This window comes from Bergeyella zoohelcum ATCC 43767, from assembly GCF_000301075.1.
Taxonomy (GTDB): Bacteria; Bacteroidota; Bacteroidia; order Flavobacteriales; family Weeksellaceae; genus Bergeyella; species Bergeyella zoohelcum.
The window spans coordinates 1087229-1102206 of the sequence record NZ_JH932293.1; the positions used below are offsets into that span (position 1 = coordinate 1087229).

The 14978-nt window shown below is 36.1% G+C and carries 12 protein-coding genes and 1 pseudogene; 5 read left to right on the forward strand and 8 right to left on the reverse strand.

Translation table 11 applies throughout. The annotated features are described in order from the left end of the window. Positions 1-11 precede the first annotated feature (11 nt). The 6 genes from HMPREF9699_RS04980 to HMPREF9699_RS05005 all read right to left on the reverse strand — a co-directional run bounded on the left by HMPREF9699_RS04980 (position 12) and on the right by HMPREF9699_RS05005 (position 6029). Positions 12-1514, reverse strand: coding sequence for a DUF4270 domain-containing protein (locus HMPREF9699_RS04980; RefSeq protein WP_245946055.1), 1503 nt, complete (start codon positions 1512-1514; stop codon positions 12-14). 15 nt (positions 1515-1529) lie between these two features. Further along, positions 1530-2315: a glycogen/starch synthase gene (locus HMPREF9699_RS04985; RefSeq protein WP_002662929.1), complete on the reverse strand. Its 786-nt coding sequence runs from the start codon at positions 2313-2315 to the stop codon at positions 1530-1532. Between the two features lie 254 nt (positions 2316-2569). Next, complete coding sequence (locus HMPREF9699_RS04990; protein ID WP_002662930.1) at positions 2570-3196, reverse strand: DUF5683 domain-containing protein; 627 nt, start codon at positions 3194-3196, stop codon at positions 2570-2572. Beyond that, positions 3189-4082, reverse strand: coding sequence for a ParB/RepB/Spo0J family partition protein (locus HMPREF9699_RS04995; protein ID WP_034985628.1), 894 nt, complete (start codon positions 4080-4082; stop codon positions 3189-3191). The genes HMPREF9699_RS04990 and HMPREF9699_RS04995 overlap by 8 nt, the downstream gene beginning before the upstream one ends. Positions 4083-4100: 18 nt before the next feature. Next, a complete protein-coding gene (locus HMPREF9699_RS05000) occupies positions 4101-4871 on the reverse strand; it encodes a ParA family protein (protein WP_002662932.1) in 771 nt (256 codons plus the stop codon). 303 nt (positions 4872-5174) lie between these two features. Continuing rightward, positions 5175-6029 carry an energy transducer TonB gene (locus HMPREF9699_RS05005; RefSeq protein ID WP_002662933.1) on the reverse strand — a complete coding sequence of 285 codons (855 nt, stop codon included), beginning with the start codon at positions 6027-6029 and terminating at the stop codon, positions 5175-5177. A 361-nt stretch (positions 6030-6390) separates the two neighbouring features. On the opposite strand from HMPREF9699_RS05005, the gene HMPREF9699_RS05010 reads away from it, so the two are divergent. The 3 genes and pseudogenes from HMPREF9699_RS05010 to HMPREF9699_RS05020 form a co-directional block, all read left to right on the forward strand. Further along, positions 6391-8406 (forward strand): M3 family metallopeptidase, encoded by a 2016-nt coding sequence (locus HMPREF9699_RS05010; RefSeq protein WP_002662934.1) that lies wholly within the window; start codon positions 6391-6393, stop codon positions 8404-8406. Between the two features lie 30 nt (positions 8407-8436). Continuing rightward, positions 8437-9459, forward strand: a complete 1023-nt coding sequence (locus HMPREF9699_RS05015; RefSeq protein WP_002662935.1) for a 3-oxoacyl-ACP synthase III family protein — start codon at positions 8437-8439, stop codon at positions 9457-9459. Between the two features lie 421 nt (positions 9460-9880). Next, a pseudogene (locus HMPREF9699_RS05020) lies at positions 9881-10225 on the forward strand (hypothetical protein); the annotation flags it as partial. An 85-nt stretch (positions 10226-10310) separates the two neighbouring features. Here HMPREF9699_RS05020 and HMPREF9699_RS05025 read toward each other — a convergent pair. Beyond that, positions 10311-11621, reverse strand: coding sequence for an ABC transporter permease (locus HMPREF9699_RS05025; RefSeq protein ID WP_002662939.1), 1311 nt, complete (start codon positions 11619-11621; stop codon positions 10311-10313). A gap of 21 nt (positions 11622-11642) precedes the next feature. Then, on the reverse strand, positions 11643-12545 hold the full coding sequence (locus HMPREF9699_RS05030) for an ABC transporter ATP-binding protein (protein ID WP_002662940.1): 903 nt from the start codon (positions 12543-12545) through the stop codon (positions 11643-11645). Between the two features lie 193 nt (positions 12546-12738). Between HMPREF9699_RS05030 and HMPREF9699_RS05035 the strand changes: the two genes are divergently transcribed. Beyond that, complete coding sequence (locus HMPREF9699_RS05035; protein ID WP_002662941.1) at positions 12739-13203, forward strand: hypothetical protein; 465 nt, start codon at positions 12739-12741, stop codon at positions 13201-13203. Positions 13204-13357: 154 nt separating this feature from the next. Then, the gene (mnmE, locus tag HMPREF9699_RS05040) at positions 13358-14824 is read left to right on the forward strand and encodes a tRNA uridine-5-carboxymethylaminomethyl(34) synthesis GTPase MnmE (protein WP_002662942.1); all 1467 of its coding nucleotides are present in this window, start codon (positions 13358-13360) and stop codon (positions 14822-14824) included. Positions 14825-14978: the final 154 nt, after the last annotated feature.

Genomic DNA, 14978 nt, shown 5'->3' on the forward strand with positions numbered 1-14978 from the left:
ATATAATGTATTTAGTTTTTAGCGTAAGTTACTATAAGTTGAACTTTTTTATCATTTCCTGGCTGAGTACCCGTAAAAACCATTCGGTGAGGTGTGTATGCTCTAGTATCATACTGAAAGCCATACAATTGACCTATTTGAGTATTTACTCTCCAGTTTCCTATTTCAAGAATAAAATCTTGATTCTTTGCTTCTTTTTCCACGATTCTCTTTAATGTCTCCGTTACTACGATATCATAATATTTCGGAGTTTTATTTTGAAATGCAAAGATCGAAAAATCTTCAATGGAAGAGAAAACCTTCATATCAGGAATAAAGTCATTTTTATCCTTCTGATAGAAAACAAAACGAGTTGGCAATTCATAATCATTCTCCCAAGAGTCATCTAGGTACAATCTTATTTTTGCCCCCATAATCCCTACTTTGTCATTTTGGAATTTCTGTTTTAAATCACTAATGGCTGATGCTGGAACTCTAAGTCCTACGCTAGGTCCTCCCATTCCTTGAAGATAAAGCTGATTATCTCCATAAACGGTATTGATATTAGACATTGCTGTAGCCACGGCTGAACCCGCTCTATCATATTCATACTGACCAAAACGCACATTCCCAGCCCCTAAAGACATCTTAAAATTCTGTCTTACACGAGTAGTAGTTCCGTTTTCCGTTTTATCATTTTTATAATAAACCATGATGTGCATGGCACTATAATCTAGACTCATCAGATAACCATCATTTTCCTCTACAGAAACTCTTACCCCTCTAAAATGACGGATAAAACTCGCTGCATCTGCAAGTACTGAAGTACCTTCTTTGTCAATGATTTTTGATTGGATAAACGCCTTATCCAAAGGAATTCTCAAAGAAGCATCATGAGAATAGAGTGTAGAATTATCCTCATCTTTGGTAATATTAACTTCATTTACGGTTCCTTTAAACTTCTTAGTACCAATAAGAGTAGAGTTTAGCCCAACCACCTTATTAGAAAATTTAGGAGAAGAGACCATTCCTAAATAATCTGTAACTTCTTGAACATTAATGGTAAATTCTCCATTGGGTAGAGTTTCCTTACCGTATTTATGTACTGGATATGAAATTACCTTTTTCTTTGCAGCCACATCTCCATCAGGAAAAACATAGTCCCCATCTTCATATTCATCAGGCTTACGAACATCATACAGCGGTTTAAGCACCAATACTGCTGAATCTACCACCGGATTTTCTCCAAAATCCGGTGCATAATTTTCTAAACGAACCTGAGAAACGAAAGCTGCTTTTTGCGTTCCAAACACCTGCTCTCTAAAGGCACCTAGCATAAGGTTCCCCAGCTCTAAATTATCGGCTCTCAGTGTATCTTTATTGTTAATATTATACCCGACAATATCGTAATGAGCTTCTTCAACATCTGTTTTAGGAAAAAATTGCTCCCCAAGCCGATCTACTTCTGGCTCACAGCTCAGTACTACTAATCCCGAAAGCAATACCAATGCTTTAGGCATGATTTTTTTTAGCATAGAAGATTGATTTTATTATTTATTTCCAGGCTCATAGGCTTGGAAAATATTATTTTCATCTAAATAATCGTAGGTTTCAGAGTTAGCATTTTTATACACTACCTCTATTTCATCATCTAAGAATTCATCTCCTTTCACTAGAGCATCTACATCATTGACAATGGAAAAAACCACATCCTGTGTAGTAGAATTTTCAGAAAAATGAAGGTTTTGAATCTTGTCAAAATTCAATTTTTCCATTACATCTTTCTCTAAAGGCAATACCGTTTCATTAAACAATGATAAAACCACTTTAGAGTCTTTAAAATAGCTATCATTTTTATAATAATCTCTTAAATACAAAGGAACGAAAGCAGACATCCATCCGTTAAGATGAATCACATCAGGCACCCAGTTTAGCTTTTTAATGGTTTCTATCACCCCTCTTGCGAAGAAAATAGCTCTTTCCCCTAAATCTTCAAAAGGTTTTCCTTCTTCATCTGTATAAATAGATTTTCTTTTAAAATATTCTTCATTATCAATGAAGTACACCTGTAACCTCTCGCCAGGAAGCGATGCAACTTTAATAATCAGCGGCTGATCTAAATCATTGATAATCACATTCATTCCAGAAAGCCTAATTACCTCATGCAGCTGAAATTTTCTTTCGCTTATGGTTCCGAATTTAGGCATGAATACACGAACATCATTTCCTTCAGAATGTGCTTTTAATGCCATCTTATTGACCAAGTTTGCCATAGCACAATCTTCCTGATAAGGAAACATTTCAGTAGTAATGTAAAGAATTTTTTGATTTGACATACAATCTTTTACTTTCTTGATTCCTCCATTAAGGATACAATCACGTTAATATGCAAATTTACAAAAATTTAAACAAAATCAATCTCCCAATAAATCATAAAAAAATCATAAATCATAAAACATTAATAATAAAAGGTAATTAGCAGTAGACAGGAAACTTTTATCGAATAGCTCCTAATCTCTAACTTCGAATCTCTTGCTTTTATCATTACAATTTATGCAAAAAAAATCTCACCCAAAAGTGAGATGTTTTTTTAGAATCTAAATTTTAATTGTAACCCCGAAGCTACAAAAGCTTGTTCTGGCTGGTAAATCATGGTAGGTGAAAGTGCTAAATCAGGGTCTTTTCGGCCTTCCGAAAGATGAGCATCTACCACTGCATCAATGATATTAAGTATATAAACAATTCCTGTAATCGCTATCCAATAATCTCTGTATCTTTTCATAGTATCTTGTTGGCGTCCCAAAGCTTCTTTCAAGTTGCTGATACCCAATGATGAAAACTCGTTGGGCTGTCCATTTAACTCAAGAACAAAAGCGTTTCTATAACGCTGATACTGTTTATCTTGATACAAAGTAATTCCTACGGAGGTACCAATAAGTCCCCATACTACAGGGATTTTCCAATATTTACGATTATAATACTGCCCCATCCCTGGGAGTACCGCTGAATAAAGCCCCGCTTTAATAGGAGTATTCACCCGAGGAATTTTTATTGCATTCACCCGTTCTACATCTGCTACCACCTCTTCTATTCTTTTTGGTTTTTCGGTAGTCAGAATTTCAGTTTTGTTTTCTATAATAATCGTGTCATTCTCAATGTTTTGTGCTTGAGAAAAAATACCTACAATAGTGAAAATAAAAAGACCAACGCTACGCATCTTGAAAGAAAGAAAGGATTTTTTCAAGCTCCTCAGATGAAGAGAAATTAAGAATTATTTTCCCCTTGTCGCCCTTTTTGGTTGCTTTAATTTCTACCTCTTTACCAATAGAATCTTCAAGGGTTTTTTGAATCTTTTTCAAATGATTAGGAAGTGGTGCTTTTTCCACTATCGTTTTTTTCTTACCATTTTTCAGTAAATTAGCCTCTTGTTCCGCCTGTCTTACACTAAGCCCTCTGTCAATAATCGTTTTGAAAAGTGTTTGCTGAGCTGCTTCATCTTCTATACTCAAGATAGCCCTGCCATGGCCTGCGGAAATTTTTCCCGTTCGGATGGCATCTTGAATTTCGGGATTAAGTTTTAGCAATCGGATGGAGTTAGTAATTGTGCTTCGCTCCTTACCTACTCTTTGGCTAAGTTTTTCCTGTGTAAGTCCTATTTCTTCTAATAATCTCTGATAAGTGAGTGCTATTTCTATGGCATCTAAATTTTCTCTTTGAATATTTTCCACCAGTGCCATTTCTAGCATCACCTGATCATCTACCAAACGGATATATGCTGGTATGGTTTTTAGCCCTGCTATTTTAGATGCTCTAAACCTTCTTTCTCCACTGATAATTTCAAATTTCTCACCATCTTTTCTTAAGGTAATCGGCTGGATAATGCCTAATTCCTTAATTGACTGAGCCAATTCTTGTAATGCCTTTTCATCAAAATGCGTTCTAGGCTGGGTGGCATTAGGATAAATATCTTCAATAGGAACTTCTACAATATTCCCTACGAATTTATCCGCTCCTTCATCATTAGCGGTATGTACAGAAGCTTTAGACTCGGCACTTAATATAGCACCTAAGCCTCTTCCCATTGCTCTTTTTTTATCTTTCATTGTAGTAGAAAATAAGATTTATATTGCTTTCTTTTTATTATTAGAAAGCACTTCGTCTGCCAATTGTAAATATTGAATAGCCCCTTTACTTTCGGCATCATAATTAAGAATACTTTCTCCAAAGCTCGGTGCCTCGCTTAGCCTTACATTTCTGCTAATAATGGTTTCAAAAACCATTTCTGGAAAATGTGCATGTACCTCTTCCACCACTTGATTAGAAAGCCTCAATCGACTATCAAACATAGTAAGAAGTAATCCTTCAATATCTAAATCAGGATTATGAATTTTCTGAACATTCTTTATCGTATTCAAAAGTTTACCCAATCCCTCTAAAGCGAAATATTCACATTGTATAGGGATAATCACAGAATCTGACGCCGTAAGTGCATTGACAGTAATCAAACCCAAGCTCGGAGCACAATCAATGATAATAAAATCATAATTATCCTTCACAGATGCTAAGGCATTTTTGAGCATATATTCACGGTTTTCTCTATCCACGAGTTCTATTTCTGCCGCCACCAAATCAATATGCGATGGAATAATATCCAAATGAGGAGACGAAGAACGCTGAATACAAGCATTCGCATCTACACTATGCTCTAACAAATGATAAGTAGAATACTTTACCTCTTCTACTCCCAAACCAGAAGTTGCATTCGCTTGAGGGTCAGCATCTATCAGGAGAACTCTTTTCTCTAACACGCCCAGTGCTGCAGCTAAATTTACCGCAGTAGTGGTTTTTCCTACTCCTCCTTTTTGGTTTGCTATTCCAATAATTTTCGCCATAGTTCTTAATTATCTTGACAAAAATACACAAAAATTAACCTGAAAAACACCCTCCGTGAAACATTTTCATTTTCATTATTGAATACCAATGTATTAGATGAAAAATAATTATCCACAAAAAAAATCTTTTGTGGATAACTATATCTCTAATATAGATTCATTGAGTTCATCTTAACTTTTATTTTGCCTCAACTTTCTGTGGATTAGAACTATTCCCAAGCACTTTGCTAAAATATGTAACCTTTAAGATAGTTAATCACCACTAAAACTACAGCATATTATTCCTTATAGAGTTTTCTCTTTCTATTCCACCATAAAAACGATAGGTACAGAATAATAAGAGCGTACTTTTTCTCCTTGATAAACAGCAGGTGTCCATTTTTTCTTGATTTTTTTAATGGATTCCAATGCTATTTTGTTAAAATCTTTGTCATTACCATTCGCTTTGAGCTGGGTAATCGTACCATCTCTTTCTACTACGAAAGAGATCACAGTGCTCAGTTTTCCATCTTCAGCATACAAATCTTCCTCTTGAAGATAGCTGGCTATATTTTGTCTAAAAAGATTGATTCCGCCAGGGAATTCGGCTTCTTTATCTACGGCAGTCATAATGGTATTATGATCCACTTTGGGCTGCACAATATTTTGAGTTCCTACTAAAGTATTTCCACTTCCCGTACCCGAAGTATTTTGAATTATCGTAGGAGTGTAATGTGTAGTAGATACTCCCACTTGTGTTTGGGTAGAAGCTATGGCTTCATCATAATCTTTTACCTTTGCAGCAGGTTTCTCTTGTTTTGCCCCTCGGGTAGGTGTAGGTACTGTAGCATCAAAAGTTTTCTTTTTCTCTACTTCTATTATTTGAGGTTTTTCCTCCTGAACGGCAGGTGCTACTTTTTTAGGTGGAAGCATGATTTCTTGGAAATCAACAGGCTTCAAATCATGTTTATCTCCTGTATTCTGAGTAGGAACAGGCTTTTCCTGAAGTCTCGACCATACCAATGGCGTAACGGCAATGGCCACAAAAGATGCTACTCCTAAAAAAACTGCTTTAGCTAGATAAACACCCTCATCTCTCCTAAGTACGAAAGCACCATAGTCTTTGTTTCTTCCTTGAAAGATGACTTCATCAAGGGATTTTTTATTCATTTTCTTCATTTTGTGTATTTTTTAATTGAGTTACTAATTAATTAAACTTCTTTTTATCGATTAAACAAATATTTTGCCAAAACATCATCTATTTAAAATTAACCTTTTTTATTCTGAGGTGCTTTGTCAAAGCTTTTAGTACTCTGGTAAAGTATCAAAAACAATGAAAATCATATAGTTAAATATCTTTTATCAATACATTGACTATTTTTAATAAAAAAATCATTGTACTCCGTTTTTTTACTTTTTAATGGATATTTTTATCTAAATAAGTCTAGATGGCTTCATTATCTCACTCTAAAATCCATTGTCTGTTCTCATTTGAGATTACGGCTAATTTCTCTACCTTTGTCTTCCAAAAAATATATTCATGAATAATCCACTTTTACATCCTTTTAATACTCCTTACCAAACCGCTCCTTTTCAGGAAATTAAAGAAGAGCATTATTTGCCTGCTTTCCGAGAACTTATTCAAAAAGCGGAAGCAGAAATTCACCAAATTACGGATAATACTGAAGCTCCATCGTTTGAAAATACCATTGAAGCACTTGCATATTCTGGAAGTCAATTGGATGTGGTATCTCATATTTTTTTCAATCTTAATTCTGCGGAAACCAATGACCAAATTCAGCAAATCGCTCAAGAGATTTCCCCTCTACTTACTGAATTTTCATCTAAAATCTCTCAAAACGAGATGCTTTTCGGTAGGATTAAACAAGTGTTCGACCAAAAAGATACACTCTCACTCAATACAGAACAACAAACATTACTGGATGAAACTTATAAAGGGTTTGTAAGAAATGGGGCTTTATTGAGCGATGATGATAAGAAGAAATTAGAACAAATCAACAGAGATTTATCTATTAAATCTCTACAATTCGGGCAGAATGTACTTGCTGCTACTAATGCGTATTACAAGCATATCCAAGATAAAAATGAACTTAAAGGAATCCCTGAATCTATCCTCTCCCAGTATGCTGAAGAAGCGAAAGAAAGAGGGCTAGAGGGATATGTGATTACGCTACAATACCCGAGCTATATTCCGCTGATGACCTATGCCGAAAATAGAGCTTTGAGAGCAGAGTTGGCACTAGCAAATGGTAAAAAGTCTTTTGATCATGGTGAATATGACAATCAGAATTTGATTAAAGAAATCACTCATCTTCGTCAGCAAAAAGCACAATTATTAGGGTATGCTCATTTTGCGGATTATGTTCTGGAAGAGAGAATGGCAAAGTCCTCAGCTATGGTTTTGAATTTTTTAAACGAACTGTTAGAAAAAGCTACGCCCTACGCCCAAAAGGAAATTGAGGAATTAAAATCACTGGCACAAGCAGATGGTATCTCACAAATGCAAGGATATGACCACGCTTTTTATGCTGAAAAACTCCGAAAAGCGAAGTTCGACCTCAATGATGAAGAACTGAAACCGTATTTCCAACTCGAAAAAGTACAAGACGCGGTGTTTCAGCTGGCTGGAAGACTCTTTGATGTGCAATTTGAAGAAATTTACCATGTACAAAAATACCATGAAGAAGTCCGAGTGTATAAAGTCATTTCGTCAGGACAAGAATCCATACTCTATGTAGATTATCACCCAAGAAAAGGCAAAAGAGCAGGGGCATGGATGACCAGTTATCGTAATCAGTATAAGAAAAATGGTGAAAACTATCGCCCTCATATTTCCGTAGTATGCAATTTTAGTAAACCTACTGCCGATACGCCGAGTTTGCTCACTTTCCAAGAGGTAACTACGCTATTTCATGAGTTCGGGCATGCCTTACATGGACTTTTGGCCGATACGCAGTATCCTAATCTTTCGGGAACATCTGTAAAATGGGACTTTGTGGAACTGCCATCGCAGTTTTTAGAAAACTACTGCTATGAGCCTGAATTTCTAAAATCTTTCGCTAAGCATTATCAAACAGGAGAAGTGCTATCCGATGAAAAAATAGAAAAACTATCTCTTTCTAAGAACTTTATGGAAGGCTATCAAACGCTTAGACAGCTCGGATTTGGGCTTTTAGATATGGCATATCATACCCAAATTATGGATAGTAATTTTGATATAAAAACCTTTGAAGATAGCATCACTGAACGCACTAATCTTTATCCTAAAAACCCTGAAACGGCTATAAGTACAAGTTTTTCACATATCTTCCAAGGAGGGTATTCCGCGGGATATTATTCGTACAAATGGGCAGAAGTTTTGGATGCGGATGCTTTCCAATATTTTAAAGAAAATGGAATCTTTCACCCAGAAACAGCTCAGAAATATAAAAAACTACTCTCCAGCGGAGGGACACAAGATCCTATGGAACTCTATATCGCCTTCCGAGGCAGAGCTCCAAAAGTAGAGAGTTTATTAAAAAGAGCGTTTGGATAACAAGTTAAATTATTTAAACTATTTTATTAGATGAAAAAAAGTATCATTAAAGGAGCAGGTTTTTATGTTCCTGAAAATAGAGTTACCAATGATGATTTGTCTAAAGTAATGAATACCAATGATGAATGGATAAGAGAACGAACTGGTATCATAGAAAGAAGACATAGAAAAAATAAGAATGATGACCAAGAAACTACCGCATACTTAGGATACAAAGCGGCGGAAATGGCATTAAAAAACGCAGGAATCACAGCACAAGAAATAGACCATATCATCTTCGCTACCCTTTCTCCAGATTATTTCTTTCCTGGCTGTGGAGTACTTCTCCAAGAGATGTTAGGGTGTGATACCATTGGTGCTTTGGATGTGAGAAACCAATGTTCAGGATTTATTTACAGCTTGGGAGTTGCCAATGCGTTTATTAAATCAGGGTTATACAAAAATATTTTGGTGGTAGGTGCAGAAATTCATTCTTTCGGGTTAGATTTTTCTGATGAAGGTAGAGGCGTTTCTGTCATTTTCGGTGATGGTGCAGGTGCCGTGGTACTTTCTGCTACGGAAGATGAAAATGCAGGTGATATTTTGGCGGTGAATATGCACTCCGAAGGAAAATATGCAGATGAACTTTGTACCAAATTTCCTGGAACAAAATACGGATGGAGTGACCGACTGATAAAAGAGCCTAACGCCCTTACTTATGCCGAAGTTTATCCGTATATGAATGGTAATTTCGTGTTTAAACATGCCGTTACCCGATTCCCTGAATCAATGAACGAAGCACTGGAAGCAGCGGGTAAAACAGTGGAAGACTTAGACCTTTTCATTCCCCATCAGGCTAACCTAAGAATCTCTAAATTTATTCAAGAAAAATTCGGGCTACCTGATGAGAAAGTCTTTAACAATATCCAAAAGTACGGAAATACCACCGCAGCTTCTATTCCTATTGCCCTATGCGAAGCGATACAACAAGGAAAACTAAAGAGAGGAGATCTCCTACTGATGTCAGCTTTCGGTAGTGGATTTACTTGGGGAAGCGTATTAATGGAATACTAAGGGTTTGAATTGGTTTGAAAAGTTTGAGATTGTTTATGGGTTTTAAAATGTGTTAACTCAGAAATTATCTCGCTTAATGAATAGAAATAACCATTAAGGAATGAAGATAATGGAGCGTATTGTTGTTTTTTATTAAGAATTCATTTTATAGATGGAGCGAAGTTCATTAAGTTTAATATCCTTCACCTGATTTAGCTCGTCAAATGCTTAATAAAATGGAGCGTAGGGAGAGAAACTGAAATCTCTAAATGCCTCAATGGTAGAAAAAAGTAGAGATGAGTTTATCGTATAGTGCAGTACGGTGCATTCGTATAGTGTAGTACGGTGCGTTCGTATAGTGTAGTACGATTTTATGGATTGGGTGAAATTCATTCAGCTGCAAAGTTAAGATGAGTGTAATAATACACAAAAGAATAAAAATATGAATGAGGAAATTTCACAAAACATTGCTTCGATACAAGAAAGAATCAATCATGCGTGTCTAAAGAGCAATAGAAACCCCGATGAGGTGAAATTATTACTGGCTACGAAAACCGTTTCTCCCCAGCGGATAAAAATAGCCTTACAGGCAGGGCATACATTGATTGCCGAAAATAAAGTACAGGAACTCAAAGAAAAATATTCGGCGTTAAAAGAGATTTCCCATACCAATCATTTCATCGGACATTTACAAACCAATAAAATAAAAGAGATTTTAAGATACGATGTTACTTGTATTCAATCACTTGACCGTATAGACTTGGCAGAAAAATTACAACAACGCTTGTGTAAAGGTGCATTAGAAATGAGTGAAAAATAAAAAGCTGTCCGAAAAAGGACAGCTTTTTTGTTATTTTTGAATGTATATTAGATTAGCTCTCTTTTATCCATTTCCAAAGTTCTTTCATGGTAGTTTTGTTTCCGTACATCAGAATTCCGATGCGATAAATTTTAGAGGCGATGAATACCATGAAAAGTGAGCTGGCAATGAGCAAAACCATGGATAGTATTAGCTCCCACACTGGAACTCCGAAGGGGATTCTCGCTACCATAGCCACAGGAGATGTGAAAGGAATGATGGAGAGCCAAAATCCAATAGGTCCATCGGGATTATTGATGAAGCTAAAGCTTCCATACATGCCTAGCATTAAAGGAATAACAGCAAATAGGCTAAACTGCTGTGTTTCTGTTTCGTTATCTACGGCAGAGCCAATTGCTGCATACATAGAGCTGTAAAAAATATATCCGAAAAGAAAAAAGAAAAGGAATACAAAAATGACCAAAGGTACATTCATTTCTAGCAGAATATGAGAAATATTGGTGGCCATTTCCTGGATATTCATATTGTCCATATTGGCATTTCCTTCTGGAATGGTATTTTGAAGTGAAGAAAACCCTGTATTGAGTACTAAAGCACCAATGATTGCCATGGTAATCCATACACAAAACTGAGTAAGTGCCACCAGAGTAACTCCTATGATTTTCCCTAACATCAAGTGAAAAGGCTTTACAGAAGAGATGATGATTTCTACTACGCGGTTATTTTTTTCCTCCAGAACGCTACGCATCACCCGCACACCATACATCAGGATGAACATAAATGTAACATACATCAGGAACATGCCTAGACCATATTTTACACCGAAATCCAAATCAGTATTGGTATCGCTGCTGGCATTAATATTGGTGGTTTTAAGGTCAAAATCTTTATCTAATTCCTTTACTTGCTCGGTAGTAAGGTGCATAGACTTTGCTTTTTCTTCTCTTAATACCGAAGTTAAATCATCAATGATTTTATATTTAGTGGTAAAATTAAGATTGTCATTGATGAGTAATTCAGATTTTTTTTGGTGTGAACTGAAATCTTGATTTTCAATATTTTCAATGATGAGAAGTCCGTCTATGCTTTCTGATTCTTTCAGTGCATTTCTATGTACTTTTTCATCATTAAGAGGAATGTCTATGTATTTGATAGTGTTATTAGATTTCAGTTTATCTTTGTATAGTCCACTTTTGTCCACTACCTGAATCACTGTTTCTGAGCTATTGGCGATAATAAGTCCGCTAACAAAACCTCCCAATGCTAAAACAAGGATAGGAGATAAAATAGTGAGAATGATAAAAGATTTCTTTTTTACTTGGGTAAGAAATTCTCTACGAGCTACAAGGAATATATTTCGCATAAATATTTTACAATTAATGATTTACTGAACTGCTTGGATGAATACTTCGTTCATACTCGGAATTTTCTCCTCGAAAAGCCGGATAGGTCCTATTGATGTTAAAGCGTTTAAAAGTATCAGTTGCTCTTCGGTGCTTTCTATTTCAAAGTGCAATAGACTTTCTGATTTTTCCTCATTGTAAATAGGGTATTGGAGGGTAAACTGTTGGAGTTTTTCGATGTTAGGGTTTTGAATGGTAACTCGATACATGGATTGTTTGTACTGTTCTCTTACATCGAATACTTTTCCGTCAATAATTTTTTGGGAATTATTGATAAGTGCTACAAAATCGCACATCTGTTCTACGCTTTCCATTCTGTGTGTAGAGAGAATGATGGTAGTCCCTTGTGCTTTTAGTTCTAAGATTTGGTCTTTGATAAGATTAGCATTTACGGGGTCAAATCCAGAGAAAGGTTCGTCAAGGATTAATAGTTCAGGACGATGAAGTACTGTTACCACAAACTGTATTTTTTGTGCCATTCCCTTGGAAAGTTCCGAAAGTTTTTTCTTCCACCATTGATCAATGTGAAGCTTTTCAAACCAATATTTTGCCTGTTCCATGGCTTCTTTCTTGGTCATCCCTTTCAGCTCTCCAAAGTAGATGATTTGGTCTCCCACAGTCATGTTTTTGTAGAGTCCTCTCTCTTCTGGCATATAGCCTATCTTTTGGATATGATGTGGAGCGAGGGGGACTCCGTCAATGAATACTTGGCCGCTATCGGGCTGAGTAATTTGGTTAATGATTCTGATGAAAGAAGTTTTTCCTGCACCATTCGGGCCTAGAAGTCCATAGATACTTCCCTTAGGAACATGAATATTAAAATCTTTTAGGGCAATTTTCTTCCCTGCGTTGTAGGTTTTTAAAATGTTTTCCGCTCTTAACATAATGGCAAAAATACTGTTTTTATTTGAAAGTTTGTGCTTTAGAAATGGGAAATTAGGGTTTGTATAATGTGTGAGTATAAGTGTTTTAGAAATTAGAAAGCTAATTGTCATTCGCCGCCCACCCGCTACTAAAAACCTACTGCTTACTGCCTATGGAATAAAAGCACTCAAAAAGCCATAAGCAGTAGGTTGTATGCCAAAAGTCTTTGTACTTTATACCTTATACATTGTACAATCCCTTAGTTCAGAAATAGACCAGCATGGTGCAGAAATGGATTATCACGGTGCAGAAATGAATTATCACGGTGCAGAAATGAATCATCATGGTGCAGAAATGAGTCATCATGGTGCAGAAATGAATCATCACAGTGCAGAAATGAATTATCACGGTGCAGAAATGAATTATCACGGTACAGAAATGAATTATCACGGTGCAGAAATGAATTATCACGGTGCAGAAATGGATTATCACTATGCAGAAATGAATCATCACAGTGCAGAAATGGATTATTACTATGCAGAAATGAATTATCACGGTGCAGAAATGAATCATCACGGTGCAGAAATGAATCATCATGGTGTAGAAATGGATTATCACGGTGCAGAAATGAATCATCATGGTGCAGAAATGGATTATCACTATGCAGAAATGAACTAAAACTATTTTGACAAAGTCTTCAAAACATAGATTTAGAGATTAGAAAGCAATTCATTAAAAGCTAAAGGTTATTCGCTAACGGCCAAAAGCTAACCGCTGTTTTAAATATTTGGCTTAACATCTATTCTCATGTACAAATCCGTATCTTTGTGCTATGAATCAAGATACAATTTGTGCTTTGGCTACCGCTAATGGTATGGGAGCGATAGGAATTATCAGGGTATCAGGAAATGAAGCCTTTAGCATTGTTCAGAAATGTTTTAAAGGAAAGACATTGGCACAGCAACCTTCGCATACCATTCATTATGGGTATATTGTGGATAGGCAGGAGGCAGGAAGCAATGAATCAGAAATGATGTTTAACGAAAAAAGCCTATCGCCTATTGCCTATTGCTTACAGCCGGAAATCATTGATGAAGTGATGGTTTCCATTTTCAAAGCTCCTAAAAGTTTTACCACCGAAGATTCTGTAGAAATCGCTTTTCATGGGTCGCCTTATATTGGAAAAAAGATTTTGGAAATTCTAATAAAAAATGGTGCTAGAATGGCAAAAGCAGGAGAGTTTACGATGCGTGCCTTTATGAATGGCAGGATTGATCTTTCCCAAGCTGAATCCATCGCAGATCTTATCGCTTCCGAAAATGAAGCCTCCAGAAAAGTAGCGATGCAACAACTGAAAGGCGGAATTTCCCAAGAAATTGCCCAGCTGCGAGAACAACTGCTCAATTTCACTTCCCTCATTGAGTTAGAGCTTGACTTTTCGGAGGAAGATGTGGAATTTGCCGACCGCACAGCGATGAAAACTTTATTATCGGCTATCCATCACAAATTATCAGATTTAAAGGAAAGTTTCCAATACGGAAATGCTATAAAAAACGGTGTAGAAGTAGCCATTATCGGGAAGCCGAATGCCGGTAAATCTACTTTACTTAACGCTTTATTAAAAGAGGAAAGAGCCATAGTAAGTGATATTGCAGGAACCACAAGGGACACCATAGAAGAGGTTTTGCATATAGAGGGTACAGCTTTTCGTTTTATAGATACCGCGGGGATTCGCGATACGGCAGATGAAATAGAAGCTATAGGTGTGCAAAAAGCCAAGGAAAAAATAGCATCAGCAAAAATCTTACTCTACCTTTTCGATGAAATAGACTCTACAGCGGAAGAGGTAATCAGCTTCGTGAAAGAATTTTGGAGGAAAGATTTGCATATTATCTTGCTCAATAATAAGATAGACCTTAATGCCGGTGATTTAGAATCGGAATTTTTACAGAAAATAAAATCAGAACTCGTTCCAGATTTTAGCCACATTATCTTAGGAATTTCGGCGAAAGATAACACCAATATTGAGATATTAAAACAAGAACTTTCGGATTATGTACAAAGCCTGAAAACCGATGAAAATAATGTGGTAATTACCAACCAAAGACATTACGAAGCCCTACAAAAATCATTGGATGCTATACATCGTGTAGAAGAAGCCATTGCTCACCATATCCAGACGGAACTTTTGGCCTATGAACTTCGTTCAGCATTAGAACATCTCGGCGAAATTTCTGGAGAATTTACCAATGACGAAGTACTCGGAAATATCTTTGCAAATTTCTGTATCGGAAAATAACTGCTATTTTTGTAAGTAATTGGTAGTTAGTGTTTTGTGTTTGTAAATAAGTGGTTTCCAACTAATTAAGGTGGAAATTTTTATTACTTTTTGATACATTTTGTTGTTTTTTGATACCAAATTAGGGTGCAATTTGGGATACGATGTTGGATTG

Coding starts and splice junctions, on each gene's coding strand:
- mnmE (WP_002662942.1), top strand. CDS start 13,358: ATGAATCAAGATACAATTTGTGCTTTGGCTACCGCTAATGGTATGGGA.
- HMPREF9699_RS05000 (WP_002662932.1), bottom strand. CDS start 4,871: ATGGCGAAAATTATTGGAATAGCAAACCAAAAAGGAGGAGTAGGAAAA.
- HMPREF9699_RS04995 (WP_034985628.1), bottom strand. CDS start 4,082: ATGAAAGATAAAAAAAGAGCAATGGGAAGAGGCTTAGGTGCTATATTA.
- HMPREF9699_RS05015 (WP_002662935.1), top strand. CDS start 8,437: ATGAAAAAAAGTATCATTAAAGGAGCAGGTTTTTATGTTCCTGAAAAT.
- HMPREF9699_RS04990 (WP_002662930.1), bottom strand. CDS start 3,196: ATGCGTAGCGTTGGTCTTTTTATTTTCACTATTGTAGGTATTTTTTCT.
- HMPREF9699_RS05035 (WP_002662941.1), top strand. CDS start 12,739: ATGCCAAAAGTCTTTGTACTTTATACCTTATACATTGTACAATCCCTT.
- HMPREF9699_RS05010 (WP_002662934.1), top strand. CDS start 6,391: ATGAATAATCCACTTTTACATCCTTTTAATACTCCTTACCAAACCGCT.
- HMPREF9699_RS05030 (WP_002662940.1), bottom strand. CDS start 12,545: ATGTTAAGAGCGGAAAACATTTTAAAAACCTACAACGCAGGGAAGAAA.
- HMPREF9699_RS05005 (WP_002662933.1), bottom strand. CDS start 6,029: ATGAAGAAAATGAATAAAAAATCCCTTGATGAAGTCATCTTTCAAGGA.
- HMPREF9699_RS04985 (WP_002662929.1), bottom strand. CDS start 2,315: ATGTCAAATCAAAAAATTCTTTACATTACTACTGAAATGTTTCCTTAT.
- HMPREF9699_RS05025 (WP_002662939.1), bottom strand. CDS start 11,621: ATGCGAAATATATTCCTTGTAGCTCGTAGAGAATTTCTTACCCAAGTA.
- HMPREF9699_RS04980 (WP_245946055.1), bottom strand. CDS start 1,514: ATGCTAAAAAAAATCATGCCTAAAGCATTGGTATTGCTTTCGGGATTA.